Origin of the sequence: Kitasatospora phosalacinea (assembly GCF_000717185.1) — a bacterium.
Lineage (GTDB): Bacteria > Actinomycetota > Actinomycetes > Streptomycetales > Streptomycetaceae > Kitasatospora > Kitasatospora phosalacinea_A.
In genome coordinates this window covers 77,807-103,786 of record NZ_JNYE01000025.1, presented here as the reverse complement: position 1 = coordinate 103,786, position 25,980 = coordinate 77,807, and the positions used below count along the sequence as shown (strand labels likewise).

Here is a 25,980-nt window from a genome sequence, read left to right as displayed (position 1 = left end):
CGGCGGGTGCTCCTCCGCAACTCCGGCCCCCGGCACGGTGCCCGGGTCCGGGAGCAGCGTGCGCCACCCGCCCGCCGAAGCCGTCCCGAAGTCTAGGCCCGGGCGTCGACGCGCCGTCAGCCTCCCTGGCTCAGGCCGCCACGGGGAGGTGGTCGGCGAGCAGGGCGGCGAACTGCTCGGGGTCGAGGACGCGGATGCCCAGCTCCTCGGCCTTGGCGCGCTTGGAGCCGGCCTTCTCGCCCGCGACCAGGAGGGTGGTGCGCTTGGAGACCGAGGAGGACGCCTTGCCTCCGGCGCGTTCGATCAGTTCGTTCATCTCGTTGCGGGACAGCGCCGCCAGCGGGCCGCTCATGCTGCCCGTCACCACGACCGCCTCGCCGGTCAGTGGGCCGCCGGCGGGGGGCTCCGCGCCCTCGGCGGGTTCCGCGGTGGGGACGGGGGCGGGGGCAGTGGGAGCGGTGACCTGGGTGCCGACGCCGAGGGCGGCCAGGCGGTCCAACAGGTCGGTGAGTTCGGCGAGTTCGGAGACGACCAGGCGGGCCTTCTCCGGGCCGATGCCCTCGACGGCGGCCAGGGTCTCGGCGTCCGCCGCCCGGATCGCGGCCATCGAGCCGAAGTGCGCGGCGATCCGGCGCGACATGCTGCGGCCCGTGCCGCGCACGCCCAGCGCGCACAGCACCCGGTTGAGCGGGCGGCTGCGGGCGGTCTCGACGGCGGCGAGCAGGTTGTCCGTGCTGGTGGCGCCCATCCGCTCCAGCGAGAGCAACTGCTCGCGGGTCAGGGTGAACACGTCCGCCAGGTCGCGGACCAGCCCGGCCTCCACCAGCTGCACCGCCCGGGTCGAGCCCAGGCCCTCGATGTCCAGCTGGTCGCGGCCCGCCGCGTAGATGATCGACGCCACCGCCTGGCAGTTGCGGCCCCGCACGCAGCGCCAGCGCTGCTCGCCGGTGTCGATCGCCTCCCCGCAGCGCGGGCAGGCCGAGGGGAAGACGATCGGCTGCTCCGCGCCGGTGCGCTCCTCCACCAGCGGCGCCTCCACCCGCGGGATCACGTCCCCCGCGCGGTAGACGAACACCCGGTCGCCCAGCATCAGGCCGCGGCGCTCGATGTCGGCCGGGTTGTGCAGCGTCGCGAACGACACCGTCACGCCGTCGATCACCACCGGCTCCAGCACGGCGCGCGGCGCGATGACGCCCGTCCGGCCCACCGCCCACTCCACCGCCAGCAGCCTGGTCACCTTGTGCTCGGCGGCGAGCTTGCGGGCCACCGCCCAGCGCGGCGCCCGCGAACCGGAACCGGCCTGCGCCTGGTCGGCCGCGTCGTCCGCCTTCACCACCACGCCGTCGATGCCGAACGGCAGCGCGGCCCGCATCCCGGCGATCTCCTCGACCCGCCGCTGCACCTCCGCCACGCTCTCGCAGCGCTGCGGCGCGGCCGCCGTCGCCGCCGCGGTGTTCGCCCCGAGCGCCGCGAGCCGCTCCAGCAGCGCGCTGTGCGCCAGCGCTCCGTCCGCCCCGCCCAGGCCCACCGCGTCGTACGCGAAGAACGTCAACTCGATCCGGTACGGCCGGTCCTTGGCCCGCAGCGTGCCCGCCGCGCCGTTGCGCGGATTGGCGAACGGCACCGCGCCGTGCGCCGTGCGGATCTCGTTCGCCAGCTCGAACTGGGCGTGCGTCAACAGGACTTCGCCGCGCAGCTCGACGTCGACCGGCTCGGCCAGGACGGCCGGCAGGCCCAGTACGTCGCCCGCGGTGTGCGTGATGTCCTCCCCCGCGAGGCCGTTGCCGCGCGTCAGCACCTGCCGCAGCGCACCCGCCTCGTACCGGGCCGCGACCGCCAGCCCGTCCAGCTTCGGCTCCACGCACCACCCGGCCGGGGCCCGGCCCAGCCGCCGCTCCAACGAGGCCGCCCAGTCCGCGAGTTCCTCCCCCGAGAACACGTTGTCCAACGACAGCATCGGCACCGAGTGCGGCACGTCCCCCTCCGCGGCGCCACCCGCGACCTTCCCGGTCGGCGACTGCTCCGACATCTCCTCCGGATGCGCCTGCTCGTACGCGGCGATCGCCCGCACCAGCGCGTCGTACTCGTCGTCCCCGAGCGTCGTCGTCCCGTCCGCGTAGTAGGCGGCGGCGGCCCGCGTGGCAGTGGCAACAGCGTCGGCGTAGTCGCCGGAGGAGAGCGGAGCGGCGTTGTTCATGACCGTTATCCTTCCGTCCGGCACTGACAACCGACCGTTCCCGACCGGCCGTTTCCGACCGGCCGTCGGCAGCCCGGTCAGGTGCCGTCGCGGTGCCGCCGGACCGACCGGACCGACCGGACCAGTCGGGCGCGGGCGGCCAGCAGGGCGAGGCCCGCGAGGACGGTCGCCCCGGCGGCCGGGAGCAGCGCCGCGGCGCCCCCGCCTCCGGTGGCCGCGAGGTGCCCGCCGCCGGGGTGGGTCGGCGGGGCGGGGGACGGCGAGGGGGACGGCGACGGGGTGCGGTGGTCGCACTCGACGGTGTTGGTGACCTCGGCCCGGGTGTGCGCGGAGTCGAGCGCGAGTGCGCTGCCCAGCGGCAGGTCGACGGGGGCGCCGTTCAGGGAGGTGATCCGCCGGTCGGTCAACCGGCAGGCCGGGTCGGCCAGTTGGACCTGCTCGTCGACAGTGGCCCGGTCGCCGACCCGGTAGCCGGTGCGCGCGACGCCCCACGGCTGCGGCGAGGCGGCGGCGCCGGACGGGCCGGTCAGCGAGGCGGTGGCGGTGAACCCGGCGGGCTGGCTGCCCTCCGGGTGGGTGGTGCCGTCGATCCGCCAGGTCTTGTCCACCGCCAGGTCGGCCGCCGCGACCGGGCGGTTGTAGACCGTGCAGCTGACCGCGGCCAGCCGGGGCAGGTCCAGGGCGAACCCGGGGCGGTCGGCCGAGCCGGTGTCCGAGACCTCCACCGGCTGCCCGGTGTCGAGGTTCACGCAGACCGCGTTCCTGCCGCCCTTGGTGACCAACTCGTAGCCCTCGTGCTGGAGTTCGCTGATGTCCAGGGCCGCGGACGGCAGCTCGCCCAGCTCCGGCTGGAAGACCACCGACCCCGTCCCGTCGTCCGTCGTGGTGAGCTCCTCCGGCAGCCCGCCGACCCCCGGCGTCCGGCCGGTCGCGGTGAACGTCCAGCCCGCCGGGGCGTTCACCGCACCCGTGGTGTCCTCACCCGTCGTGCCGGCCGGGACGAGCTGCTTGACCACCGTCACGCTGTTGTCGCAGTGCGTCAGCGCCAGGTCGTGCAACTGCTGCCCGGCGGTGGCGAAGTCCTTGGTCTGGAAGTAGTCGGCGGCCGTCAGGTCGCCGCCCTCGGTGTACGCGGTCGGCCCCGAGAGCGCCCGCAGGTTCAGCCCCGAGTCGCCCTCGACGCCCTTGCCGACGCCCAGTGCGATCAGCCGACTGCCCTTCGCCTTCACCGAGTTGGCGGAGAAGATGCCGTTCTCCACGTCCCGGAAGTGGGTGTTCGAGCCGTCGCCCTGCTTGTCGTCGGCGAACCGGGTCGGGTTGCCGTCGGTCAGCACCACCACCGCGTCGTACGCCGGTGCGGCCTGCGCCACCGACCACAGTGCGGTGTCCCAGTTGGTGCCCTTGCCCAGCGTCCAGTCCGCGTACAGCGACTTGAACTCCGCCGCACCCGCGGGGGTCGACACCGGGTGCAGCTCGGGGTGGTTCGCCGACACGCTGGTCGCCGGGGACGCCTGGTCGAAGGAGAACACCGCCAGCCGGGAGGGCGTGCCGGTCAGCGCGTCCGTGAAGCGGTCCGCGGCCGCCTTCAGGAACGGCAGCTCGCCGCCGACCGAGGCCGACAGGTCCAGCACCAGGGCCACGTCCAGCCCGCAACGGGCGGGCAGCGGCGGGTTGTTCCGCGAGTTCTGCCACACCCCGCCGGAGGCGGTCGGCAGGTTCTTGTAGTCGTCGCTGATCATGAAGTCGGCGGTCGACCGGTACGTGTTCCCGGCGGCGAGCGCCGGGGTGCGGAACGCGTACGGGGAGCGGACCGAGCCCGAGCCGCTGCCCGGCCCCGTCCGCAGCACCGGGTTGGCGAACCAGCCCGCCGGGACCCCGCCGTCCAACTGCCGGACCGTCAGTTCCCGACCCGCGTTCGCCCCGCCCGGGCCGGTGTCCGGGACCGCGAAGGAGCAGTCACCGGCGGCGTCCGAGACGCACACGCCCCACCCCGGGTCGACCGGCGCCGCGTCCCCCGCCGCCGCGAACAGCCCCAGCCGGACGCCCGCCAGCGGGCCGACGGACTGCGCGCCCGTCCGGTCCCCGCCGGTGCGCACCGTCACCACCGCCTCGCCCGCCCCGGGCGCGGGCACGGCCGCCGGGGCCGCGCCCACGGCGCCGAGCACGGCCAGCACGGCCAGAGCGGAAGTCCTCGTGGTGGCCCGTGGCATGGTCGGTCCTCTCGTCGCACCGCAGGGGTCACCCAGACGCTATGCCTACCCCGCCCGCGCACCCCGGGCGCCACGCAGAGAGGTCACCGGGGCGGACGCGCGAACGGGCCGGGGCGGGGACGGGGGCGCTCAGCCGACCCAGCGGGCGGGGAGGTCGGCGTGCAGCGCGTCGAGGCCGGCCGGAGTGCGGGCGGTGGCGTGCAGCCAGGAGTGCGGGCCGGGGCCGTCGTGGCGGAGCAGGCGGCCGGGGGCGGCGTACCAGCGGATCGGGGAGTCGGCGGGGCTCGCCCACATCGGGTGGTCGGGGAGGGGGAGGCGGGTGTGCCGGGCGTGCAGGGCGGGCAGCAGGGCGGACGGGAGTTCGCAGGCGTCGTAGTGCGGGGAGCCGAGGAGGAACTCGGTGAGGACGAGTTCGACCCAGGCCAGTGACGTCCGTTCCAGGAAGGGGAACCAGCCGTCGCCCGCGTCCACCAGTACCGGCGGGTCGTCCCGGTCGGGGGCCGACAGCAGGACGCCCCAGGACGCGCACCCCTGGTTCTCCTCGCGGAAGACGAGCACGTCGCCCGTCTCCTCGTCGACGTACAGCCCGGACGGCGGAAGCAGCGGGTCCTGGGTGCGGGTCAGGTTGTTCCGGCGGCCGAACAGCGCGTAGCCGGAGCGCAGGACGGTGGGCAGCGGGAAGCCCAACCGGGCCTCGGTAGCGGCGAGTTCGGATTCGGTGCAGCCGTCGGCGGGGGTCAGCGGGCGGTCCGTCCAGGCGGCGGCGAGCCAGCGGACGAACTCCAGGGCCTGCGCGGGGGAGTGGAGGCCCGTGCGCAGGGCGAGGGAAGCGTCAGGGGAGGGGCCCATCAGGCCGGGTGGGCGGCGGCGAAGGCGGTGGCGTTCCAGGTGCCGCCCAGGGGTGCGGCGAGGGACGCGGCGGCGAAGGGGCGGAAGGTGGCGGGGGTGTGGGTGGCGGCGCCGGAGGGGAGGGCGCCGAGGAGGGGGGCTCCGGCAGCGGTGGGGAGGTCGGCGAGGTTGCAGCGGGTGGCGAGGTCGGGGGCGGCGGGCCAGCTGCCGATGACCACGCCGCGCAGGGGCAGGCCGCGCTGGCGCAGGGCCTCGGCGGTCAGCGCGGTGGCGTTCAGGGTGCCCAGGCCGGCGGCCGCGACGAGCAGGAACTCGACGTCCAGGCCCAGGAGCCGGCAGGCGAGAGCGAAGTCGGCGAGGGTGTGCCCCTGCTCGTCGTAGCGGACCAGCAGCCCGCCCGCGCCCTCGACCAGGACGGTGCGGTGCTCGGCGGCGAGCGCGGCGACGGCCTCGGCGACGTCCGCGGGGGCGAGCGGCGGCAGCCCGGCGCGGCGGGCCGCCGTCTCCGGGGCGAGCGGCTCCGGGTAGCGGGCCAGTTCGACCGGGCGCACCAGCGGCCCGGCCAGCCGGGCGACCTCGTCCGCGTCCCCCGGCTCGCCCGGCCCCAGCCCGGTCTGGCCGGGCTTGAGCACCGCGACCGGCTCGGGGCACAGCGCGGCGACCGCGGCGGTGGTGAGCGTCTTGCCGACCTCGGTGCCGGTGCCGGTGACGAAGAGGACGGGCGACATGGTGCGGCTGCTCCTGGTGGTGGTGGGGGGTGGTGGTGAGGCGGTGGCCCGGTGGCCCGGTGGCCCGGTGGCCCGGTGGCCCGGTGGCCCGGTGGCCCGGTGGCCCGGTGGCCCGGTGGCCCGGTGGCCCGGTGGGGCGTCAAGGTGTCGGGGCTGGCTGGTGGGGCTGGTGGGGGCGTCGGGGCTCCCGGGCGGCGGGGGTAGGGGGCTAACCGGTGGCGGCGGTCGAGGCGGTGGCCGCGGCGGCGACCGCCCGGCCGATCGCGGCGAGGTCCTCGTCCCCGGTGACGAACGGCGGCATGGTGTAGATCAGGTCGCGGAACGGCCGCAGCCACACACCCTGTTCGGTGGCGGCCGCGGTCGCCGCGGCCATGTCGACGGGTGCGTCCAACTGGACCACGCCGATCGCGCCCAGCACCCGGACGTCCGCGACCCCGGGCCGTCCGGCGCACGGGGCGAGCGCGGTGCGCAGGCCGGTCTCGATCCGCTTCACCTCGCCGCGCCAGTCCTGTTGCAGCAGCAGGTCGATCGAGGCGTTGGCGACGGCCGCGGCCAGCGGGTTGCCCATGAAGGTCGGGCCGTGCGCCAGCACCGGGACCTCGCCGCGCGAGATGCCCTCGGCGACCCGGCCGGTGCACAGCGTCGCGGCCAGCGTCAGGTAGCCGCCGGTCAGCGCCTTGCCCAGGCACATCACGTCGGGGGAGACGCCCGCGTGGTCGGCGGCGAAGAGCTCGCCGGTACGGCCGAAGCCGGTGGCGATCTCGTCGAAGACCAGCAGCACGTCGTGCGCGTCGCACAACTCCCTTAGTGCGCGCAGGTATTCGGGGCTGTGGAAGCGCATCCCGCCCGCGCCCTGGACGACCGGTTCGACGATCACGGCGGCGAGTTCGCCCGCGTGCTGCTCGATCAGCCCGGCCAGGTGCGCGAGGTACGCCGGGTCGGCGGGGGCGTCGTACCCGGCGGGCGGTTCGGCGGCGAACAGCTGCCGGGGCAGCACGCCGCCCCACAGGTGGTGCATCCCGCCCTCGGGGTCGCACACCGACATCGGGTGGAAGGTGTCGCCGTGGTAGCCGCCGCGCCATGTCAGCACCCGGTGCTTCTCGGGGCGGCCGAGCGAGCGCCAGTACTGCAGGCACATCTTCAGCGCGACCTCGACCGACACCGAACCGGAGTCGGCGAGGAACACGTGCTGCAGCGGCTCGGGCGTCAACTCGACGAGCTTGACCGCCAGTTCGACGGCCGGACGGTGGGTCAGGCCGCCGAACATGACGTGGCTCATCGAGTCGAGCTGGGTGCGCACCGCGGCGTCCAGCACGGGGTGCCGGTAGCCGTGGACCGCCGCCCACCAGGACGACATGCCGTCGACCAACTCCCGGTGCCCGCCCACGGGTTCGGCCAGCCGCAGGCGCACGCCCGCGGCCGACTCCACCACCAGGGGCCGGGCCGTCCCCGGCATCGGACCGTACGGGTGCCAGACGTGCGCCCGGTCCAGGTCGATCAACTGCGCGGTGTCCACGGCGTACTGACGCTCCATCAGGCGTTCGGGGCCAGTTCGGTGCCGGCGCCGCGACGGCGCACCCGGACCAGGTCGGTGCGCGCTTCGTCCTCGGCGCCCGCGGTTCCGGCGCCCGCGGTCTCGACGGCCCCGCTCGCGGCCCCGCCCGCTTCGCCCGCCGCGGTTGCCTCCGCCCCGTGGCCGCCGCACGGGCCGCAGCCGGTGCCGCAGCCGCCGCCCGTCCCGCAGGCCTCCGCCTCCTGGTGGCCGCCGCAGCCGGAACCGGCGGGGACGCGGTGGCGGGGGAGGGTGGTCTGCTCGGCGCCCTCCACCTCGAAGCCGGCGTCCTTGATCATGTCGAGGTCGGCCTGCCCGGCCTGGCCCTCGCTGGTCAGGTAGTCGCCGAGGAAGATCGAGTTCGCGATGTGCAGGCCCAGCGGCTGCATCGAGCGCAGGTGCACCTCGCGGCCACCGGCGATCCGCACCTCGATGTCGGGGCAGACGAATCGGACCATCGCCAGGATCCGCAGGCAGCGCTGCGGGGTGAGGTTCCACTCCTCGGCGAGCGGGGTGCCCTCGAAAGGGATCAGGAAGTTCACCGGCACCGAGTCCGGGTCCAGCCCGCGCAGCGCGAACACCACGTCGACCAGGTCCTCGTCGCTCTCGCCCATGCCCGCGATCAGGCCCGAGCAGGCCGACAGGCCCGCGCCGTGCGCCTTGGTGACGGTGTCGACCCGGTCCGCGTAGGTGTGGGTGGTGGTGATGTCGCCGTAGGTGGACTCGGAGGTGTTCAGGTTGTGGTTGTACGCGTCCGCGCCGGCCGCCTTCAGCCGCTCGGCCTGGTTGTCGGAGAGCAGGCCCAGGCAGGCGCATACCTCGACGTTCTCGTCCGCGTCCTTGATCGCCGCGATGGTGTCCGCGACCCGGTCGATGTCGCGGTCCGTCGGGCCGCGCCCGCTCGCCACCAGGCAGACCCGCTTGGCCCCGCCCGCGACGCCCGCCGCCGCGGCCTCGGCGGCCTGGTCCGGCTTCAGCCAGGTGTACTTGAGGATCTCCGCCTTCGAGCCGAGGCGCTGCGAGCAGTACGAGCAGTCCTCCGGGCACAGGCCGCTCTTCAGGTTCACCAGGTAGTTGAGCTTCACCCGGCGGCCGAACCACTGCCGGCGCACCCGGCCCGCGGCCGCGACCACGTCCAGCAACTGGTCGTCGGTGGTGGCCAGCACGGCCAGCGCCTCCTCCCGGGTGGGCGGTTCCCGGCGAAGGCCCTTGTCGGTCAGGATGTCGAGGAGGTCCATGGCCCGATCCTGCCCGGGCCGCCCCGACGTCCGCCAGAGGGAACCCGCCAGAAGATCGCCCGCAGGCTGTGCCGGTTGTCACAACACGGCCCCGACCTGCTGTTTTGCCGACCATCGGTCGGTCGTACGAGCACCGGTGGGCGGGAGAGATGCGTCACACAGCGTAGCGGGGGCAGTGCAGGGGCGGTGCGGGGCGGCGTGGAAGCGGTGCGGGGGCGGTGGCGGAGGGGGCGCGGGGGCGGTGGCGAAGGGGGCGCGGGTGGTCCGAAGTGCGCATGCATCCGACCCGAAGGAACGACCGTCCGATCAACTGCTTACAATCTGCGCCATGACCATCCAGCGGGGAGCGCACGCGCGCGCTGACGACGAGCAGCCGCCGACCGGGCACCGGGCGGTCGGCGAGCGGCGGCGGCTGGCCCTGCTGTGGAGCGTCGTCGCGGTGCTCGCGGCCGGCGGGGTCTGGGTGGTCGCGACCTCACCGCACCAGGGGGAGACCGCGACGGGCACGCCCTCCGGGGACAAGCTCCAGACCACCGCGGTCGTGGTGGGCCACCCCGCGCAGCCGCTGACGGAGTCCCAGTCCTTCGTCGCGGAACGGTACTTCCCCGCGCAGCGCGCCTACGAGTACGACGGCTACCGGGCCCGCCGCTCGGGCTCCCGGGAGGGGGCGGACTGCGCGGCGGTGCAGAACGACAAGACCCGCAACGTGCTGGCGGGCCTCGACTGCCAGGGCTGGATCGGGGTCGCGCTCACCCGCGGCGACCAGCCGGTGATCTCCAGCGTGACGGTGCTGCGCTTCCTCGACGAGGGCGCCGCGGCCAAGGCCCTGCCGACCGTCCGGGACAAGGCCGCGGCCTTCGAATTCACCTACCCGGAGGGGCTGTTCGCCCCCGCCGAGGGCGTCGAGCCGATGTCGGCGACCCGGGTCGAACTGGTCGGCCACCACATCACGCTGACCGTCTCGCGCTACCTCGACCAGCGGGCGGGCGACGCCCCGGGCAACACGGGCAAGACGGACAAGGCGGGTGAGGTGCAGGAGGTGCTGGCGTTCAGCAACCGGTCCGCCGCGGCCGTCGCGGGCATGCCGTTCATGTGGATGTAGCGCCCCCGGCCCGGGGGAGGTTCAGGCGGAAGTGCCCGCCAGACGGGCGTAGTTGGCGCGGATCCGGGCCACCGACGCGGCCGGGGTGGCCGCCGCCAGGTCGGCGACGCTTTGGTCGGACAGCTCGCGGCGCCAGGCCAGCTCGGCCCGACGCATCGCGGTGGAGACCCCGCACGGCCGGGCGAACTCGCGCGGCGCCGCACCCTCCGCGCCCGCGCCGCGCTGCCGGATCTCGGCGCAGGCGAACAGCGGGTCCGGGCCCTCGACGGCCGCGACCACGTCCATCATGGTGATCCGCTCCGGTTCCCGGGCCAGCCGCACCCCGCCGCGCGGCCCGGGGGTGGAACTCAGCAGCCCGGCCCGGGTCAGCCGCTGCAGCACCTTGTTCAGGTACGTCGGCGACAGCTCGAACACCGCAGCCAGCCGGGCCGAGGGCACCGGCTCCGCGCCGCCCACCCAGACCAGGGTGAGGCAGCAGTGCAGCCCCCACTCCACGCCTTCGCTCGTCCGCATATTCGGGATGGTAGCCATCCGGGACCGGACCGCGCCAAAACGACGCCCCGGCAAGGGAGGGGGCGGGGAGGCCTCAGGAGTCCAGTTGCTCCCGGACGCGGCGGGAGGGGGAGAAGGCGTACAGGTCGAGGATGGCGGGCATCTCGGCCAGGCCCGGGCCGCCCGCCGCGATCCAGGCGGTGATGTCGGCGGAGGCGTCGTGGTCGTTGACCAGCCCCAGCCACACCGGCCGGCCGCCCGCCCGCCGACCCTCCGCCGAGGGCTGGACGACGACCACGTTGGCGTGCTCGCAGGCGTCCAGGCACGGCACCGGGCGGACGGTGGCCACCTCCGCGAGGCCCGCACGCAACTCGGCGAGCTGCGCGGCGTGGTCGAGCCGCGGAACCTTCGGCGTGCCGCAGCAGCAGCCCCGGCAGACCGAGACGGTGCAGCGGGCCGCCGCGGAGCCCTGCGCGGGCACCTCGGCCGCCTTCGTACGGGAACGGCGGCTCATCGGACGGCCCCCGCGGCGGCGACGGCAGCGACGGCAGCGGCGCTTCCCGCGCCAGCGGCACGGGCAGCACGGGCGGCACGGGCAGGGCGTGCGGCCGTCGCGGCGGCCCCCGGTGCGATCATGGTGGTCACGGCGGTGACCCTACCCCGCGCCGACGGCCCGCTCCCGGCCCGGTGGTTCCGGCTCATCGCCGTCCCCCGGCCGCGGCCCGGTCCCACGCGGCGTCGCGCAGCAGCTGCAGGCCGTTCAGGCCGACCAGGACGGTGGACCCCTCGTGGCCGAGCACGCCCAACGGCAGCGGCAGGCTGCCGAACAGGTCCCACACCACCAGCACGGTGATGAACCCGGCGGCCAGCACCAGGTTCTGCACCACCAGCGAACGGGCCCGCCGGGACAGCGCCACCACCGCCGGTACGGTGGCGAGCTCGTCGCGGACGACCACCGCGTCCGCGGTCTCCAGTGCCAGGTCGGAACCGGCCCGGCCCATCGCGACGCCCACGTGCGCGGCGGCCAGCGCGGGCGCGTCGTTGACGCCGTCGCCCACCACCAGCACCCGCCGCCCGGCGGCCTCCCACTCCCGCACCGCCGCGACCTTGTCCTGCGGCAGCAACCCGGCCCGGACCTCGGTGATCCCGGCCTCCGCCGCCAACTGCCGCGCCGCGCGCGGATTGTCCCCGGTGAGCAGGAGCGGCGGCACCCCGGTCAGGGCCCCCAGCGCCGCCACCGTGGCTCCGGCATCCGGCCGCAACCGGTCCGCGACGCCCAACACCCCCACCGGCACGCCGTCCCGGAGAACCACCACGGCCGTCCGCCCCTCCTCCTCCAACTCGGCGACGACCACGGCTGCCCGGCCTGCCTGCTCGGCCTGCTGGGTCTGCCGGGTCTGCTCCGGTCCGGTGGCGGTCGTCCGGTCGGCCCCGACCAGTTCCGCGGCGGCCGAAGGGAGTTCGCTCGGCGCGGTGACGGCGACGACGTGCCCGCCGACGGTCGCGCGGACGCCCACGCCCGGGGTGGAGGTGAAGTCCGCGGCGGGGGCCGGGGTGAGGCCGCGGGTGCGGGCGGCGGTCAGGACGGCGCGGGCCAACGGGTGCTCGCTGGGGTGCTCGGCGGCGGCTGCCAGCGCGAGCAGGCCGTCCTCGTCCAGGTCGGAGCCGGGCAGCGGGCGGACGTCGGTGACGCGGGGGGTGCCCTCGGTGAGGGTGCCGGTCTTGTCGAGCGCGGCGGCGTCCACCCGGCCCAGGCGCTCCATCACCACGGCCGACTTCACCAGGACGCCGTGCCGCCCGGCGTTGGCGATCGCGGACAGCAGCGGCGGCATGGTCGCCAGCACCACCGCGCACGGCGAGGCCACGATCATGAACGTCATGGCCCGCAGCAGCGAGTCGGTGAACGCGGCGCCGACCAGCAGCGGCACGGCGAACACCGCGAGCGTCGCGGCCACCATGCCCAGCGAGTACCGCTGTTCGACCTTCTCGACGAAGAGCTGCGTCGGCGCCTTGGTCTCCGAGGCCTCCTCCACCAGTCGCACGATCCGGGCGATGACCGAGTCCGCGGCGTCCCGTTCGACCCGCACCCGCAGTGCACCGGTGCCGTTCAGCGTTCCGGCGAACACCTCGTCGCCGGTGCGCTTGGCCACCGGCAGCGGCTCGCCGGTGATGGACGCCTGGTCGACCTCGCCGGCCCCGTCCAGCACCCGGCCGTCCGCGCCGATCCGCTCGCCGGGACGCACCAGCACCACGTCGCCGACCACCAACTCCTCGACCGGGACGGACCGTTCGGTGCCGTCGGCGGACAGCGCGGTCGCCGTGGCGGGTGCCAGGTCGAGCAGGCCGCGCACCGAGTCGGCGGTCCGGGCGGTGGCCAGCGCCTCCAGCGCGCCGGAGGTGGCGAAGATGACGATCAGCAGCGCCCCGTCCAGCACCTGCCCGACCGCCGCCGCGCCCAGCGCCGCCACGACCATCAGCAGGTCGACGTCCAGGGTCTTCTCGCGCAGCGCCTGCAGGCCCGCCCAGCCGGGCTCCCAGCCGCCGCACGCGTAGGCGAGCGCGTACAGCGGCCCCCAGGCCCAGGCGGGCGCACCGGTCAGGTGCAGCGGCAGCGCCAGCAGGAAGAGCGCCAGCGCGGCGGCGGCCCACCGGGCCTCGGGCAGCGACAGCACCCGGGTGCGCCGCCGCGGCGTGGGATCGGTCGGCGCGGCGGCCGCTCCGGCCGGGCGCTCGATCAGGGTGGCGGACATGGCAGCGGGATCCTCTCGGAACGGGCGGGGGAGGCAGGGGGAGACGACCCGGACACCATACATGAACATATGAAGGCTCATTCATGCATGGGTTGTACGATGGTCGGCATGGGTCATGGAGCCTCCCCCGCCAAGAGCGCCGTCCCGCGCACCCCCCTGGACGCCGACAGCGCCGCCCGGGTCGCCACCACCCTCCAGGCCCTGGCCACCCCGTCCCGGCTGCTGATCCTCTCCCGCCTGCGCGAGGGCCCCTGCGCCGCCACCGAACTCGCCCACGCCGCGGGCATGGAGCAGTCCGCCTGCTCGCACCAGCTGCGCCTGCTGCGCAACCTCGGCCTGGTGGTCGGCCGCCGCAACGGCCGCTCCGTGGTCTACGAGCTCTACGACCACCACGTCGCCGAACTCCTCGACCAGGCCGTCTACCACACCGAGCACCTCCGCCTGGGCCTCAGCGACGCCGCCCCCGACGACCTCGACGCCCCCTGACCCCGGCCCCGCCCGAGCGGGAACGCCAGCGGGAGCGGGAGTGGGAGTGAGAGCGGGAACGCCGGCGGGAACGGCAACGGGCTGCCCGGCCGTCCCCCGGAGGGTGCGGCCGGGCAGCCCGTTGCCCGGTGGTGCCCGATCAGCTCGTGGTGCAGGCGAGGGTCGGAGCGGCGTTGGTGCCGCTGTAGTTGGCGTTGAAGCCGAAGTTGGTGCTGCCGCCCGCCGGGACGACGCCGTTGTAGGAGGCGTTGTTCACCGTGACGACCTTGCCGGACTGGGTGTAGGTGCCGCTCCAGAGGTTGGTGACCGTCTGGTTGCCGGCGTAGGTCATGGTGACCTTCCAGCCGTTGGTGGCGGTGGACCCGTTGTTCTTGACGGTCACCGCGCCGGTGTAGCCGGAGCCCCAGTCGGACGCGTTGGTGAAGGTCGCGGTGCAGCCGCTGCCGCCGCCGGTGGAGCCGCTCGGGCTGGGCGACGGGCTGGGGGAGGGGCTGGTGCCGCCGGTCGGGCTGGGCGAGGGGCTGGTGCCGGTGCCGTGGCTGACCGTGATGTTGGAGCTGCCGCTGCTGCCGTAGCCCTCGGTGGCCAGGATCTCGTAGTTCGGGGTGCCGAGGTTCAGGCCCGCCTTCGCCCACGCGGTGAAGAAGTTGGACACGGTGATCGTGCCGCCGGTGCGCTTCGCCTGGCGGATCGCCCAGAACTGGGTGAAGTTCGAGTGGTCCCCCTCGATGGAGGGGGCGTCGGTGCGCTGCGTCGAGTACAGGTCGTACGTGCTGCCGTCGCTGACCACCGAGCCCAGCTTGGTGGCGCCGGTGCTCGGGTTGTAGTTCCCGTAGTTGTCGACGATGTAGTACTCGATGAGCGGGTTGGTGGTCCAACCGTACAGCGACAGGTAGCAGTTGCCGTTGCAGTTGAACGTGCCCGAGTAGGTCACGGCGTCGGTCGTGCCCGGGTTCCAGCCCTTGCCGGCGACGAAGTTGGTGACGTTGTTCCACGTGGTGCTGTACTGGCCGCCGGAGCCCAGGGTCATGGAGGCCTGGCCGCTGTTCTGGCTCCAGAACGAGTAGAAGTACCCGTTGTTGGTGCCGGTGCCGTTCGACGAGATGGTCGTGTCGGCGCTCGCGACGTTGGGGATGACGAGCACGGCCGCGCAGGCCGCGGCGATGACGGGCGCCTTGCCGGCGAGCCGCGAGAAGCGGCTGCCTCGGGTGGGGCGGATGGGCTTCACGTGCGTGCTTCCTCTTCAGTTGGGGGCTGACAGGAGGGGTGCGGCGGAGGACCGACTCGCGACGGTCGACCCGCACCGGCGGTCATGGGGCCCGCCGATGGCGACGATGCTGGCCCGCAGCTGTCGGGGTGTCAACACTTTCGACACGCTTGCGAAATGATCCGGAAAGGGGGTGGGCCCTCCCCGTGGGAAGTATTCGCTGCTCATCGACTCCTTCCGGGGTCGGATGCTCCGACGTGACGACTTCGGGGTGGCGGAGGGTGGGGTAACTTCCAGAGAACGACAGTCCGTGGAGGGTCTCATTTCTCGAAACTTTCGAGCTTCGATTCGATCGTTGTGGGTGCGCCCGGTGGTGGGCGGCGGTAGGCTTCCGAGCCGCACGGCGAGTGGTCACCGAGTGGGCGGGGGCGTGGCGTGGAGGTCCTGACGGGCAGTCACCGACTGCACTTCGTCGCGGCGTGGGTGCTGTTCGCCGCCGAACTGCTCTGCCTCGCCGCGACCGCCCCGCCGCTGCGGCTGATCGCCCCGGTCTGGCTGTGGGCGGGCCTGGCGGGGCTGACGCTGCTGCTCGTGGCCTCCGCGCTGGTCCGGTGCTTCGCCGTCCCCTTCCCGCGCCGCGGCGGCTGGTTCGACCCGGTGCCGTACGCCTGGCACCTGCCGCGCGGGCTGAAGGTCTGGTACGGGCTCGCCCTCTGCCTGGTCGGCCTCGGCCTGGCCACGGCGGGCGGTGCCGAGGACGCCCGCCGGGACACCGCGGGCTACTACCTGCAGCACGGGGACGTCCGCATCGACCTCACCCGGGAGGCGTACGAGGCCGGGCGCGGGGCGTTCGTCCGGATCGCCACCGGCGTCCCGGCCGGGCTGTGCGTGATCGGCAGCTTCCTGGTGCTGCTCTCCGCCGACGTCGCGTACGGCGCCGCGGAAGCCGCCCCCCGGTCCGACCGGCAGCGGCCGCGGAAGCCCTCGCGGGAGCCGCTGCGGGAGCCGTGGCGGGAGCCGCCGCGGGGAACCCGCCGGAGAGGTCTCCCGGGCCGCCGGTGACCCTCGCGGGCGTCGCTCGTCCGTCCGCGTCCGTCCGCGCCCGTCCGTGTACCTGTGCCGGTACCCCGCCGCCCCGCCGCCGTTCGTCGGCACCGGCCGGGCGCGGAAACACCACCGGTCCCCACCCGGCCTCGGGAGGCCGGGTGGGGACCGGTGGTGGGGAACGGCCGCTGCCCGGGGCCGGGAGGAGGCTCCCCGCCCGTCCGGGCTCCGGGCAGCGACCGGGTCAGGAGGTGAACGCCTGGAGCTCGGAGAGCTGCCCGGCGGGCCAGCCGGTGTTGCCGGTGACGGTCAGTCGCAGGTAACGGGTCGAGTTGGCCGGGAGGTTGACGGTCACGGTGTTGCCGGTGGCCGGGTCGAAGGTGTAGCCGGTGGCGCCCACCAGGGTGGTGAAGGTGGTGCCGTCGGTGGAGCCCTGGACGGTGACGGTCTGGGTGCGGGTGGCCCAGTCTGGCTGGTGCCGGAGGCGGTGGCGGGGCGGCCCTGGGCGAGGTTGCCGGTGCCGCTCGGGCAGGTCGACGACGCCGAGGCGGACGGGGACGGCGACGAGGAGGCGGAGGAGGACGGGGACGGCGAGGAGGTGCCGTTGCCGCCGCCGAACGCCTGGAGCTCGGAGAGCTGCGCGGCGGGCCAGCCGGTGTTGCCGGTGACGGTCAGTCGCAGGTAACGGGCGGGCGTGGCCGGGAGGTTGACGGTCACGGTGTTGCCGCTCGCCGGGTCGAAGGTGTAGCCCGCCGAGCCCACCAGGGTGGAGAAGCTGCTGCCGTCGGTGGAGCCCTGGACGGTCAGGGTCTGGGTGCGGGCGGCCCAGGCGGTGGCCGTCTGGCTGGTGCCGGAGGCGGTGGCGGGGCGGCCCTGGGCGAGGTTGCCGGTGCCGCTCGGGCAGGTCGACGACGCCGAGGCGGACGGGGACGGCGACGGCGAGGCCGGGGTCGAGGTGGACGCCGACGGGGACGGGGTCGGCGAGGAGCCGCCGTTGTCGCCGCCGACCGGGACGCCGTTGTACGTCCAGACCGGGGCGGGCCACTGGCCGGTGCAGGTGGAGCCGCTCAGGCCGGAGTTGCCGCCGCCGTCGGTGATCTGGAAGCCGGTGCCCACGCAGTTGTGGATCGGGGTGGCGGCCTGCGCGATGTTCTTGGCCTTGACGTTGGTGAACTTCATCTGCGCGTTGGCCTGCGCCTGGATCGCGTAGGTGCCCGCGCCGTCGATGTTCACGTTGGTCAGGTTGACGCCGGTGACGCCGCCCTCGATGGTCTGGATCGCCTCGTACGAGCTGTCCAGGATGTCGGTGTCGCTGATGTTGATGGTCGCGCCGGTGATCGGCTCGTTCAGGCCGTCGAACCAGATCGCGCCGACGCCGAACTGCCAGTTGTAGTCGCTGTTGCCGGTGCGGATCAGGGTGTTGCGGGCCGCGGTGATCGTGCCGGAGACGGCGGTGCCGTTGCCGGAGGTGACGCCCGGGTAGCGGTTGGCGATGTGCAGGCCGCCGCCGTTGGTGATGGTGTCGGCCATCACGTTGTCCGAGATGGTGAAGTCCTTGCCGCCGTACGTGACGATGTTGTTGGCGAGGATCGGCAGCACCACCGTGTTGTGGGTGAAGCTGTCGTTGGTGTTCGCCAGCCGCTCCGGCCAGGAGGCCAGGCCGTCGTCGCCGGTGTTGCGCAGGAAGGTGTTGGTGACCGTCGAGTTGGTCACGCCGGTGTGGAAGTTGACGCCGTCCGCGGTCTGGTCGAGGATCCGGCTGTTCTTGATGGTGAAGTGGTCCATCGGGCCGTCCATCCAGGCGCCGACCTTGGTGTGCTGGATCCACAGGTTGTCGACGGTGGAGTTGGACATCGCGCCGCCCAGGCCGTTGACCTGGTCGTCGTCGACCCGCTCGCGCACGTCGCCGATGATGGCGAAGTCCTTCAGCGTGACGTTCTGGCTCGGGCCGCCGGCCTCCTGCGGCCGGACGCCGCCGCCGTAGCCGCCGCCGGCCACGTACTTGCCGTAGATGCCCGCCGCCCGGTTGCGGTTGATCGGGTCGCGCCCGCCCAGCACGCTGTACCAGGGGCCCGCCCCGGCCAGCGTCACCTTGTCGACCACCACGTGGTCGTACAGCGTGAAGTTGCCCTGCGGGATGTACACCGTCCGGCCCTGCGCCGCACCGGCGTTGACCGCGGCCTGGAACTTGGCGGTGGAGTCGGTGGCGCCGGTGGGGTCGGCGCCGTAGTCGGCGACCACGTCGATCGCGCCCGCGGGCTTGGCGATCGGGTCGGCGACCTTCTCGAAGTCGGCCAGGTCGACGGTGAAGCTCGGCGACTGGGCGGTGGAGGAGACCTGCAGCCGGATCTTCGTCCCCACCGGGTAGGTGGTGCCCAGCAGGGTGCGGGTCTCGTCGAAGAAGTGGTGCGGGTTGCTGTCGCCCGGGTTGTTGTTGAACGGGTAACCGCCGTAGTACCAGCTGTACTTGGAGGTCACGTCGACGCTCTTCAGCTTCTGCCCGTTGACCAGCAGGTCCATCGAGGCGTCGCGGCCCTTGCCGTCGGAGGAGTCCGGCAGGCTGTAGCGGAAGTCGATCGAGTTGGCGGGCGCGGTGAGGGTGAACTCCACGTACTGGCCGACCGCGTTCAGTGTCACGGCCTGTCGGCCGGAGGCCTCCGAGACCAGGTGCCCGTACTGCCGGTCGGGGCCGACCACGCTGCCGTTGGTGGCCGCGTACTCGGCCTCCTGCTCGATGAACGGGACGCTCGCCCCGCGGTTCGGAACGGCCAGCGGCGACAGCGTGGGGACCGCGGCGGCGTGCGCCGCACCGGCGTTTACGAACGCCACCGCCAACAGGCCGGTGGCGCCGAGCGCGAGGGTGGTCAACGACGCGACGGTCCGCCTGGTGCGGGTGGGGGGATTCTGCATGGGTGACCGTGCTTCCTGCATGGGGGAAGGGCCCGGGTGGTGGCCGGGCGTGCCGAGCGTAGGGCGCAGCACAGCAGGAAGTCCACGGGTGTGTGCAAAAAAGATACAGATTGACGCAAGATCAGTTGTGGAGACGTGATGAAACCCGACCGCCCCCGGCCCCTACGGGTGGGAACGCTCCGACAGACCGGCCAGTACGGCCTTCGCGTAGTCGCGCGCGGGCAGCTCGAAGCGGCCGTACTGCCAGAGGAAACCGGCCCTCAGCCCGGCCCGGCCGTACTCGGCGAACTCCTCGGTGAGCTCGGCCGGCGGGCTCACGGACTGTCCGGCCGACAGGAACGCGGCGGGGTCGGCGACGCCGGTGCGGTCCTTCGCCGCGGTGAGCGCGGAGATCCACTCGACGGGGTCGGCCCCGCCGTAGACCTGGAGGTTGAGCCCGCGCACCAGTTGGGTGCCGCGGGCGCGGCGGACCTCCGCCAGGCAGTCGACCCACCACTGCGTCCGGTTGTACGGGCAGTAGGTGACCACCCCGCCCGGTGCGACCTTGACGAGTTCGGTGGTCATGGTGGCGATGGTGCCGACCCGGACGTCCTCCTCGCAGTCGAAGTCGAAACCGTCCACGCCCGTCCACGCCGCCACGGCCTTGAAGTTCGCCACCAGCACCCCGGCCTTGCCGTGGTCCAGCAGGTCCTGGATGTGCTGCCAGTCCTCGGGGGCGGGCGGGCCGCCGAACCCGATCGAGAACAGCACGGTGCGGAAGCCGCCCGCCCGCAAGCCCCTGACCAGGGCGGGGAAGGACGGGTCCTGGGTGTCCTTCCAGCGGTAGACGACGACGCCGTCCCGGGCGATCACGTTGTCGCCCAGGTAGAGGTCGCCGCTCGGGTGCACGTGCAGGGTGAACAGGACCAGGCTGGTGAAACCGGAGCCGGACAGGTCCTGGAGCGCCCGCCGGTTCCTCGCGTCGTCGTCGGTGTCGAACAGTCCCTGGCCGTACAGGCCGAGGTCGTAGCCGGAGGGAGTCATGGGCCGCAGCTTCCTGCCGAGGGGGAACGGGTCCGCCCGACGCTAGCCGGGCCCGCTCGGCGGGCCGGGCCGACGCGACGCGGGGCCCGGGCCCCGCCACCGGAACGGCGGAAGGACGTTCAGACGGCGGCGGTCGCGGCGGTCGCGGCGGTCGCGGTGGGAGCGGCGGCGGGGGCGGGAGGAGTGGCGGGGGCGACGGGGAGCAGGCCGCGCTCGGCGAAGACCTGCTTGGCGGCGAAGGTCGCGTTCAGTGCGCGGGGGAAGCCGCAGTAGACGGCGGAGTGGAGCAGCGCCTCGACGATCTCCTGGGGGGTGAGGCCGACGTTGAGGGAGGCGTTGACGTGGACGCGGAGCTGGGGCTCGCAGCCGCCGAGGGCGGTGAGCATGCCGAGGGTGACCAACTGGCGCTCGCGGGGCGGGAGGGCGGGGCGGGCGTAGATCTCGCCGAAGCCCCAGGCGGCGACCTGGTGGGCGAGTTCGGGGGAGACGTCGGCGAGGGAGGCGAGCACGTCGGTGCCTGCGTCGCCGTCGATGCCGCGGAGGACCTCCAGGCCGTGGTCGAGGCGCTCCTGGCGGGTGGTGGCGGTGTCGGCGGGGACGGCGGTGGCGGTGGCGGTGTTCATGGGGGGCTCCTGAGGTCCTGGGGCTGCTGGTGGCCGTGGCCGCGGCCGCGGTGCGAACGGCTGTGAGCCTAGGAGTTGGAGTCCGCTCCAAGGCAAGTCCGGCAAGTCCCGCCGGCCGCCGCCGGGTTCAGCCCGCGGAGCCGATCAGGGCGTCGCCCATCGGGGTGCGCCGGTAGAGCACCGAGCGGCCCGCGCGGGCCCGGGAGAGCAGGCCCGCGGCGCGCAGCACGGCCAGGTGGTCGGCGACGGCGCCGGGGGCGTGGCCGAGGGCGCGGGCGAGCTGGGTGGTGCTGGCGGGGGTGTCCAGGGCGGCGAGGACGCGGGCCCGGGAGCGGCCGAGCAGCGCGGCGAGGGCGTCGGGCGGGACGGCGGCGCCGCGCTCCCACAGGGCGGAGATGCCGCGGGCCGGGTAGATCAGGGTGCAGGGCCAGGGCTCCTCGTGGTGCGCGGCGACGCCGGGCCAGACGAACACCGAGGGCACCAGCAGCAGCCCGGCGCCGCGCAGCGGGTAGGTGGTGGCGGCGTCGAACGGCGGGACGTCGATGCCGCCGTCCCGCCAGCGGACGTTCTCGTGCAGCCCGGCCAGCGCCGCCGCCCAGCCGCGCTGGCCCAACTCGCCCGCCCGGTGCACCACGTCGCGCTCGCACAGCGCCCGCAGTTGCGGCCAGTCCCGGGCCAGCAGCTCGTGCCAGGCCAGGTCCAGCGCCTCGGCGACCCGCCGGACGGCGTCCGGCGCGGCCAGCACCGCCCGGGCCGCGCCGTCCGTCTCGGGCCGGGCCGCCAGGCAGGCGCGGATCTCGGCCCGGGCGAGCTCCGGCGGGGCGGCCCGGATCGCGGCCAGGTCGTCGTCCCAGGTCTGGTCCATGCCGCGGGGCGGGATGGCGATGAAGTCCGCCCCGAACCGCGGGTTGTGCAGCGCGAGGACCGCCCGCACCGCCGGGTCCGCCCGCAGCCGCAGGAACGCGGGCCGCAGCCGCTCCCGCCACCCCGGCGGCAGCGCCCGCTCGCCGCCGCGGTCCAGCAGCCGCAGCAGGTTGGCGAGTTCGAACGCGGGGGAGAGCGCGAAACGGCTGCGCGCCAGGTCCTCCGCGCCGACCTCGTACCTCAGCACCCGCTGCCTCCTCCGGCCCACCCGCGACCCCGCGACCGTACGGCCTTGTGGCCTGGCAACCCCGCGACCGCACGACCTTACGTCCAGGGACGAATCTCTCGCCCGCGCGGGGGTCCGGGCGCCAGGCTCGCGCCCATGACGACCTATCGCGAGGTGCTGGCCGACCCGCGCTTCCGGCTGCTGTTCACCACCCGCACCCTCGGCATCGTCGGGGACTCGCTGCGGATCACCACCCTGGCCGTGCTGATCTACGCGGGCACCGGCTCCGCACTGCTGAGCGCCCTCGCCTTCGGGATCGGGTTCCTGCCGCAACTGCTCGGCTCGATGCTGCTGGGCTCGCTCACCGACAGCCTGCGCCCCCGGCTGCTGATCACCGCCGGCTACCTGCTGGACGCGGCCGCCGCCGCGCTGCTCGCCCTGGTCCGGCTGCCGGTCGCGGCGAGCCTGCTGCTGGTGGGCGCGGTCGCGGTGCTCACCCCGGTGTTCAACGGGGCCTCCAGCCGCCTGGTCGCGGAGACCCTGCGGGGGGACGCCTACGTGCTGGGCCGCTCGCTGACCCAGGTCGCGGCCTCCGGCGCCCAGTTGCTCGGCCTGGCGGGCGGCGGCGTCACGGTCGCCCTGCTCGGCCCGCGCGGCGCCCTGCTGGCCGCCGCCGGGCTGCACGTCGCCAACGCCCTCGCGATCCGGCTGCGCCTGCCCGACCTGCCGCCGCCGCGGCGGGCCGCCGGTCCGGTGCTCCGGCAGAGCTGGCGCGGCAACGGCGACCTGCTGCGCAGCACCGCCGTCCGCCGCCTGCTGCTCGCCCAGTGGCTGCCGTCCGCCGCGGTGACCGGCGCCGAGTCGCTGGTCGTCGCGTACGCCGGGGCGCGGGGCTTCCCGGCGGGCGGGTACGGCTTCCTGCTGGCCTGCCTGCCGGTCGGGATGCTGGTCGGCGACCTGCTGGTCGGCCGCTTCGCCGCCCCCGCCACCCGGGAGCGCCTGGTGGTGCCGCTGGCCGCCCTGATGGGCCTGCCGCTGCTGGTCTTCGCCCTCCCCGCCCCGCTGCCGCTGTGCGCGGCCGCGCTGCTGGCCGCCGGCTGCGGCTTCGCCTACGCGCTCGGGCTGCAGCGCCGCTTCCTGGACGCGCTGCCCGCGGACGGCCGGGGCCAGGCGTTCACCCTGCTCGGCTCCGGCAACATGACCCTCCAGGGCCTCGGCCCGGCGCTCTTCGGCACCGCCGCCGCCCTCACCGGCACCGGCCCCGCGATGGCCGCCGCGGGCGCGGCCGCCGCCCTCACCGCCCTGTGGATCGCCACCTGGCACCGCCCGGCCCCCGCCCCGGCCCTCGCGGAACCGGCCTGACGGCGGGCCGCCCTACGATGCGGGACGTGACCGGTGAAACCCCCGAACCACGCGGCACCCGAACGGGCCGGGGCGCCACCCCGCCGCGCCCGGGTCAGGACGGCCGCGTTCGCCCTGGCCTGCGGCCGCTGCAAGGAGGGCGTCTGCGGGCCGGGCGCCGACCGGGTCCTTGCGCCCGCGCTGCGGCACCTGGCCGACGACCCCGACCCGCAGGTCCGCTCCCGGGCCGTCGAGTTGGCGGGCAAGTCCGTCCACACCGAGCCCCGGGCGCTCGCCGCCCTGCGCGCCGCCCGCGCGGACGACCCGAGCCCGGCCGTTCGGCCGTTCGGAAGAAGGCGGGCTGGTACCTGCCGGGCGGGGTCGTCCACCGGCGGACGGCCCCGTGTCCGGCTCTCGCGGACGGGCGGTCGGCGAGTGGCCGGGGCCTGAGGGTCAGGGCTTGAGGGTCAGGGCCTGAGGGTCAGGGCTTGAGGATCAGGCGGATCGGGTTGCCCTGCTTGCTGTGCAGGCGCTCGACCGCCTCGGCGGCCCGCTCCAGCGGGAGGACCTCGCTGACGGAGCGGGAGAAGTCCAGGCGGCCGCCCGCGGCGAGGGCGATCAGCTGCGGGACGGCCTCCTCCTCGGAGCCGTAGTGGCCGAGGATCTGCTGCTGCAGGTACGAGAAGCGGATGCTGTCGGTGAGCGTCAGCGGCTGGTCGGTCAGCCCGACCAGCACCAGGCGGCCGTGCGCGCCGAGCACCTTCACGGCCTGCTCGCGGACGGCGGGCACCCCGGCGAAGTCGAACGCCGCGGCCAGGCCCGCCCCGCCGGTGGCCGCGCCGATCTTCGCGGCGAGCTCGGGGTCGGCGGAGTCCAGCGCGAGGTCCGCGCCGAAGGCGAGGGCGCGCTCGCGGGCGGCGGGCGCCGGGTCGACGGCGACGATCGGGTGGGCGCCGATCGCGCGCAGCAGCTGCACGCCGTGCGCGCCGAGGCCGCCGACGCCCCAGACGCCGACCGGCTCGGCCGGGCGGACGCCGCCGGTGGTGGTCACCGCGCCCCACGGGGTGGAGACCGCGTCCGGGATGATCGAGCCCTGTTCGAACGGGATCGAGTCGGGCAGCGCGAACAGCGTGTCGACCCGGGCCAGCGCGTACTCGGCCCAGCCGCCGTCGTAGTCGACGCCGCGCGTCCAGGTGATCCCGTCGCGCTTCTCACCGGCCTGCAGCACCACCCGGTCGCCGACCTGCCAGCGGCCCGACTCGGCGCCCAACTCGGCTACGGTGCCCGCGACTTCATGGCCGAGCGTGACGCTCTCGCCGGGCAGGTGCAGCGGGGTGAGCGAGCCCTCGATCAGGTGGACGTCGGACAGGCAGACGCCCGCCGCCTCGACCTTCACCAGCACCTGGCCGGGGCCGGGCACCGGACGCTCCACCTCCTCCACGCTCAGCGTGCGGGTGGGCAGGTGCAGGCGGACGGCGCGCATCGTCGCCATGGTCGCTCCTCTCCGGCCGGCGGCGAGCCGTCGGCGGTCTCGGCCTCGTTGCCGCTCGCGACACCTCCCGGAGGGATATCGCAAGGCGACTTGCATTGCCGAGGCTACGTCGCGGCCCGCTGCAACGCAAGGAGCCTTGCGTTAGGCTCCGGGGGTGCCCCAGGACGAGACGCCCCAGAACGAGACGCCCCAGCTCAAGCCCGCCGCCCCGCTGCGCCGCCGCGGTGCCGCGATGCGCCGGGCCGTGCTTGACGCCACCGTGCGCCTGCTCGCCGAAGGCGGCCTGGAGGCCGCCACCGTCGCCGCGATCGCCGCCGCCGCCGGGGTCCACGAGACCTCGGTCTACCGGAACTGGGGCACCCGCGAGGACCTGCTGCGCGAAGCCCTCGCCGACTACACCGACCAGGCCCTGCCGCTGCCCGACACCGGCAGCCTGCGCGAGGACCTGCACCAACTCCTCACCGCCCTCGGCGCGTTCCTCGACACCCCCGAGGGCCCCGCCCTGCTCCACCTGAGCATCGCCCCCGCCACCGCCGAGACCCGCAGCGGCCGCGACGCCTACTGGGCCGACCGCCTCGCCCGCGCCGAACGACTCCTGCACCGGGCCGCCGCCCGCGGCGAGATCCGCCCCGACGCCGACCCCCGCACCGCCGTCGAAGCCCTGATGAGCCCGCTGCTCGCCCGCCACCTGCTGCTCGGCGAACCCGTCACCCCGGCCTACGTCACCGCCCTGGTCGACCTCGCTATGGACGGACTCGCCCCGCGAACCGCCCCGCGAACCGACTCGCGCACCCTCCCCGCGGCGGATGCCCGCCGGTACCGAGGCGGCGTCAGCCGCTGAGCGGCGCCAGGGCGCGGCACCAGGCGTGCAGGCGGTCGGGGGAGAGGCCCGGGACGAGCGCGGCCAGGTCGGTGACGCGCCGCTCCAGGGTGCCCGGGCCTTCCAACACCCAGTCGACCGCGTCGAAGTCCGGATCGCCCCAGGACGGCCGCGGGTCGATCGCCACCAGGCGGCCGCCGGAGCCGACGAGCACGTTGGACGGGTGCAGATCGCCGTGCACCAGCCCGGTCGGGCCGGTGGCAGCCAACTCCAGTGCCGCCGCCCGGTGTTCGGCCAGGCCGGTCCGGCCCCGGCGCTCGGCCAGGTCGAACACGAAACCGACCCGGTGCGCGAGCGGCCGCAGCACTGATTCCTCGGCCGGTACCGCGCTGGAGCGCAACTCCCGCAGCAGGACGGCGACTTCGGGCAACTGCCAGCCGAGCTGCCGCACCCGGGTGCCAGGCGAGACGTCCGCCAGCAGCAGGGCCCCGGCCGGGAGGTCCGCGGCGAGCAGCGGAACGACCGACGGCACGGCCGCCCAGGCCCGCAGCGCCTCGGCCTCCTCGCGGGCGATCGCGGGCTCCGGCGTCAGCTTCAGCCACACCGCCCCACCCCCGCCGCCCCGCCCGCAGCGGAACACCCGCGACGTCCCACCGCCGCCCGCCGCCAGCACCTCCAGTCCCCACCGTCCGGCCAACTCACCCACCAGGCCGGGCAGTTCGTCACACCACCCACCCGCCCCGGCCCCGAACCGAACGGCGAACCGCTCCCGCACCTCCGGCGGCACCCGCACCAGTTCCTCCACCCCGCCATCGTACGGCCCCGC

Annotated in this window: 22 protein-coding genes and 1 pseudogene; 6 read left to right on the top strand and 17 right to left on the bottom strand. The window is 74.9% G+C overall.

Features of this window, described 5'->3' with window-relative positions:
* Window positions 1–130 precede the first annotated feature (130 nt).
* From ligA to bioB, 6 genes are all read right to left on the bottom strand, one after another.
* Entirely contained in the window at window positions 131–2,197 is a 2,067-nt protein-coding gene (ligA, locus tag OO57_RS13405; protein ID WP_033252618.1) for an NAD-dependent DNA ligase LigA, read from the bottom strand.
* 77 nt (window positions 2,198–2,274) lie between these two features.
* The gene (locus OO57_RS13400; RefSeq protein ID WP_158715112.1) at window positions 2,275–4,407 is read right to left on the bottom strand and encodes a vWA domain-containing protein; all 2,133 of its coding nucleotides are present in this window, start codon (window positions 4,405–4,407) and stop codon (window positions 2,275–2,277) included.
* A gap of 129 nt (window positions 4,408–4,536) precedes the next feature.
* The gene (locus OO57_RS13395; protein ID WP_033252617.1) at window positions 4,537–5,256 is read right to left on the bottom strand and encodes a hypothetical protein; all 720 of its coding nucleotides are present in this window, start codon (window positions 5,254–5,256) and stop codon (window positions 4,537–4,539) included.
* Window positions 5,256–5,984, bottom strand: a complete 729-nt coding sequence (gene bioD, locus OO57_RS13390; RefSeq protein WP_033252616.1) for a dethiobiotin synthase — start codon at window positions 5,982–5,984, stop codon at window positions 5,256–5,258. The genes OO57_RS13395 and bioD overlap by 1 nt, the downstream gene beginning before the upstream one ends.
* 208 nt (window positions 5,985–6,192) lie before the next feature.
* On the bottom strand, window positions 6,193–7,518 hold the full coding sequence (locus tag OO57_RS13385) for an adenosylmethionine--8-amino-7-oxononanoate transaminase (RefSeq protein ID WP_033252615.1): 1,326 nt from the start codon (window positions 7,516–7,518) through the stop codon (window positions 6,193–6,195).
* On the bottom strand, window positions 7,518–8,774 hold the full coding sequence (bioB, locus tag OO57_RS13380) for a biotin synthase BioB (RefSeq protein WP_033252614.1): 1,257 nt from the start codon (window positions 8,772–8,774) through the stop codon (window positions 7,518–7,520). Before bioB ends, OO57_RS13385 begins: the two co-directional genes overlap by 1 nt.
* 328 nt (window positions 8,775–9,102) lie before the next feature.
* Between bioB and OO57_RS13375 the strand changes: the two genes are divergently transcribed.
* The gene (locus OO57_RS13375) at window positions 9,103–9,876 is read left to right on the top strand and encodes a hypothetical protein (RefSeq protein WP_033252613.1); all 774 of its coding nucleotides are present in this window, start codon (window positions 9,103–9,105) and stop codon (window positions 9,874–9,876) included.
* A 21-nt stretch (window positions 9,877–9,897) separates the two neighbouring features.
* Here OO57_RS13375 and OO57_RS13370 read toward each other — a convergent pair whose 3' ends face one another.
* From OO57_RS13370 to OO57_RS13360, 3 genes are all read right to left on the bottom strand, one after another.
* The gene (locus OO57_RS13370) at window positions 9,898–10,389 is read right to left on the bottom strand and encodes an RrF2 family transcriptional regulator (protein WP_033252612.1); all 492 of its coding nucleotides are present in this window, start codon (window positions 10,387–10,389) and stop codon (window positions 9,898–9,900) included.
* A 73-nt stretch (window positions 10,390–10,462) separates the two neighbouring features.
* On the bottom strand, window positions 10,463–10,882 hold the full coding sequence (locus OO57_RS13365) for a (2Fe-2S) ferredoxin domain-containing protein (RefSeq protein ID WP_033252611.1): 420 nt from the start codon (window positions 10,880–10,882) through the stop codon (window positions 10,463–10,465).
* Between the two features lie 184 nt (window positions 10,883–11,066).
* The gene (locus OO57_RS13360) at window positions 11,067–13,118 is read right to left on the bottom strand and encodes a heavy metal translocating P-type ATPase (protein ID WP_033252610.1); all 2,052 of its coding nucleotides are present in this window, start codon (window positions 13,116–13,118) and stop codon (window positions 11,067–11,069) included.
* A gap of 108 nt (window positions 13,119–13,226) precedes the next feature.
* Here OO57_RS13360 and OO57_RS13355 point away from each other — a divergent pair, with 108 nt between their 5' ends.
* Window positions 13,227–13,604 carry an ArsR/SmtB family transcription factor gene (locus OO57_RS13355; RefSeq protein ID WP_033252667.1) on the top strand — a complete coding sequence of 126 codons (378 nt, stop codon included), beginning with the start codon at window positions 13,227–13,229 and terminating at the stop codon, window positions 13,602–13,604.
* A 139-nt stretch (window positions 13,605–13,743) separates the two neighbouring features.
* On the opposite strand, the gene OO57_RS13350 is transcribed toward OO57_RS13355, so the two are convergent.
* Window positions 13,744–14,832, bottom strand: coding sequence for a glycoside hydrolase family 11 protein (locus tag OO57_RS13350; protein ID WP_033252609.1), 1,089 nt, complete (start codon window positions 14,830–14,832; stop codon window positions 13,744–13,746).
* A gap of 414 nt (window positions 14,833–15,246) precedes the next feature.
* Between OO57_RS13350 and OO57_RS13345 the strand changes: the two genes are divergently transcribed.
* Window positions 15,247–15,873, top strand: a complete 627-nt coding sequence (locus tag OO57_RS13345) for a hypothetical protein (protein WP_033252608.1) — start codon at window positions 15,247–15,249, stop codon at window positions 15,871–15,873.
* 226 nt (window positions 15,874–16,099) lie between these two features.
* On the opposite strand, the pseudogene OO57_RS45450 reads toward OO57_RS13345, so the two are convergent.
* From OO57_RS45450 to OO57_RS13325, 5 genes and pseudogenes are all read right to left on the bottom strand, one after another.
* Window positions 16,100–16,264, bottom strand: a pseudogene (locus OO57_RS45450) (hypothetical protein); the annotation flags it as partial.
* Window positions 16,207–18,765, bottom strand: coding sequence for a glycosyl hydrolase family 28-related protein (locus OO57_RS13340; protein ID WP_081973655.1), 2,559 nt, complete (start codon window positions 18,763–18,765; stop codon window positions 16,207–16,209). The pseudogene OO57_RS45450 and the gene OO57_RS13340, both read right to left, overlap by 58 nt.
* A gap of 162 nt (window positions 18,766–18,927) precedes the next feature.
* Window positions 18,928–19,788, bottom strand: a complete 861-nt coding sequence (locus OO57_RS46765) for a hypothetical protein (RefSeq protein WP_033252607.1) — start codon at window positions 19,786–19,788, stop codon at window positions 18,928–18,930.
* A gap of 119 nt (window positions 19,789–19,907) precedes the next feature.
* Window positions 19,908–20,411, bottom strand: coding sequence for a carboxymuconolactone decarboxylase family protein (locus tag OO57_RS13330; RefSeq protein WP_051777470.1), 504 nt, complete (start codon window positions 20,409–20,411; stop codon window positions 19,908–19,910).
* Window positions 20,412–20,538: 127 nt separating this feature from the next.
* Window positions 20,539–21,522, bottom strand: a complete 984-nt coding sequence (locus OO57_RS13325; protein ID WP_033252606.1) for an ArsR/SmtB family transcription factor — start codon at window positions 21,520–21,522, stop codon at window positions 20,539–20,541.
* A gap of 135 nt (window positions 21,523–21,657) precedes the next feature.
* Here OO57_RS13325 and OO57_RS13320 point away from each other — a divergent pair, with 135 nt between their 5' ends.
* Both OO57_RS13320 and OO57_RS41025 read left to right on the top strand, forming a co-directional pair.
* Window positions 21,658–22,863: an MFS transporter gene (locus OO57_RS13320; RefSeq protein WP_051777468.1), complete on the top strand. Its 1,206-nt coding sequence runs from the start codon at window positions 21,658–21,660 to the stop codon at window positions 22,861–22,863.
* Window positions 22,864–22,896: 33 nt separating this feature from the next.
* A complete protein-coding gene (locus OO57_RS41025; protein WP_234337329.1) occupies window positions 22,897–23,292 on the top strand; it encodes a HEAT repeat domain-containing protein in 396 nt (131 codons plus the stop codon).
* 31 nt (window positions 23,293–23,323) lie between these two features.
* Here the strand turns inward: OO57_RS41025 and OO57_RS13315 are convergent, their stop codons facing one another.
* Window positions 23,324–24,334, bottom strand: coding sequence for a zinc-binding dehydrogenase (locus tag OO57_RS13315; RefSeq protein ID WP_033252605.1), 1,011 nt, complete (start codon window positions 24,332–24,334; stop codon window positions 23,324–23,326).
* 232 nt (window positions 24,335–24,566) lie between these two features.
* Between OO57_RS13315 and OO57_RS13310 the strand changes: the two genes are divergently transcribed.
* Window positions 24,567–25,175 carry a TetR-like C-terminal domain-containing protein gene (locus OO57_RS13310; protein WP_081973657.1) on the top strand — a complete coding sequence of 203 codons (609 nt, stop codon included), beginning with the start codon at window positions 24,567–24,569 and terminating at the stop codon, window positions 25,173–25,175.
* On the opposite strand, the gene OO57_RS13305 is transcribed toward OO57_RS13310, so the two are convergent.
* Window positions 25,165–25,959: an aminoglycoside phosphotransferase family protein gene (locus OO57_RS13305; RefSeq protein WP_051777466.1), complete on the bottom strand. Its 795-nt coding sequence runs from the start codon at window positions 25,957–25,959 to the stop codon at window positions 25,165–25,167. The two genes, OO57_RS13310 and OO57_RS13305, sit on opposite strands and share 11 nt — an antisense overlap.
* Window positions 25,960–25,980 lie beyond the last annotated feature (21 nt).

Bases quoted from the DNA above. Each gene is read 5' to 3' on its own strand.
- OO57_RS13310 (WP_081973657.1), top strand. From the start codon at position 24,567: ATGCGCCGGGCCGTGCTTGACGCCACCGTGCGCCTGCTCGCCGAAGGC.
- bioB (WP_033252614.1), bottom strand. From the start codon at position 8,774: ATGGACCTCCTCGACATCCTGACCGACAAGGGCCTTCGCCGGGAACCG.
- OO57_RS13385 (WP_033252615.1), bottom strand. From the start codon at position 7,518: ATGGAGCGTCAGTACGCCGTGGACACCGCGCAGTTGATCGACCTGGAC.
- OO57_RS13355 (WP_033252667.1), top strand. From the start codon at position 13,227: ATGGGTCATGGAGCCTCCCCCGCCAAGAGCGCCGTCCCGCGCACCCCC.
- OO57_RS13375 (WP_033252613.1), top strand. From the start codon at position 9,103: ATGACCATCCAGCGGGGAGCGCACGCGCGCGCTGACGACGAGCAGCCG.
- OO57_RS13360 (WP_033252610.1), bottom strand. From the start codon at position 13,118: ATGTCCGCCACCCTGATCGAGCGCCCGGCCGGAGCGGCCGCCGCGCCG.
- OO57_RS13365 (WP_033252611.1), bottom strand. From the start codon at position 10,882: ATGAGCCGCCGTTCCCGTACGAAGGCGGCCGAGGTGCCCGCGCAGGGC.
- OO57_RS13400 (WP_158715112.1), bottom strand. From the start codon at position 4,407: ATGCCACGGGCCACCACGAGGACTTCCGCTCTGGCCGTGCTGGCCGTG.
- bioD (WP_033252616.1), bottom strand. From the start codon at position 5,984: ATGTCGCCCGTCCTCTTCGTCACCGGCACCGGCACCGAGGTCGGCAAG.
- OO57_RS13395 (WP_033252617.1), bottom strand. From the start codon at position 5,256: ATGGGCCCCTCCCCTGACGCTTCCCTCGCCCTGCGCACGGGCCTCCAC.
- OO57_RS13370 (WP_033252612.1), bottom strand. From the start codon at position 10,389: ATGCGGACGAGCGAAGGCGTGGAGTGGGGGCTGCACTGCTGCCTCACC.
- OO57_RS13340 (WP_081973655.1), bottom strand. From the start codon at position 18,765: ATGCAGAATCCCCCCACCCGCACCAGGCGGACCGTCGCGTCGTTGACC.
- OO57_RS13330 (WP_051777470.1), bottom strand. From the start codon at position 20,411: ATGAACACCGCCACCGCCACCGCCGTCCCCGCCGACACCGCCACCACC.
- OO57_RS13315 (WP_033252605.1), bottom strand. From the start codon at position 24,334: ATGGCGACGATGCGCGCCGTCCGCCTGCACCTGCCCACCCGCACGCTG.
- OO57_RS13320 (WP_051777468.1), top strand. From the start codon at position 21,658: ATGACGACCTATCGCGAGGTGCTGGCCGACCCGCGCTTCCGGCTGCTG.
- OO57_RS46765 (WP_033252607.1), bottom strand. From the start codon at position 19,788: ATGACTCCCTCCGGCTACGACCTCGGCCTGTACGGCCAGGGACTGTTC.
- ligA (WP_033252618.1), bottom strand. From the start codon at position 2,197: ATGAACAACGCCGCTCCGCTCTCCTCCGGCGACTACGCCGACGCTGTT.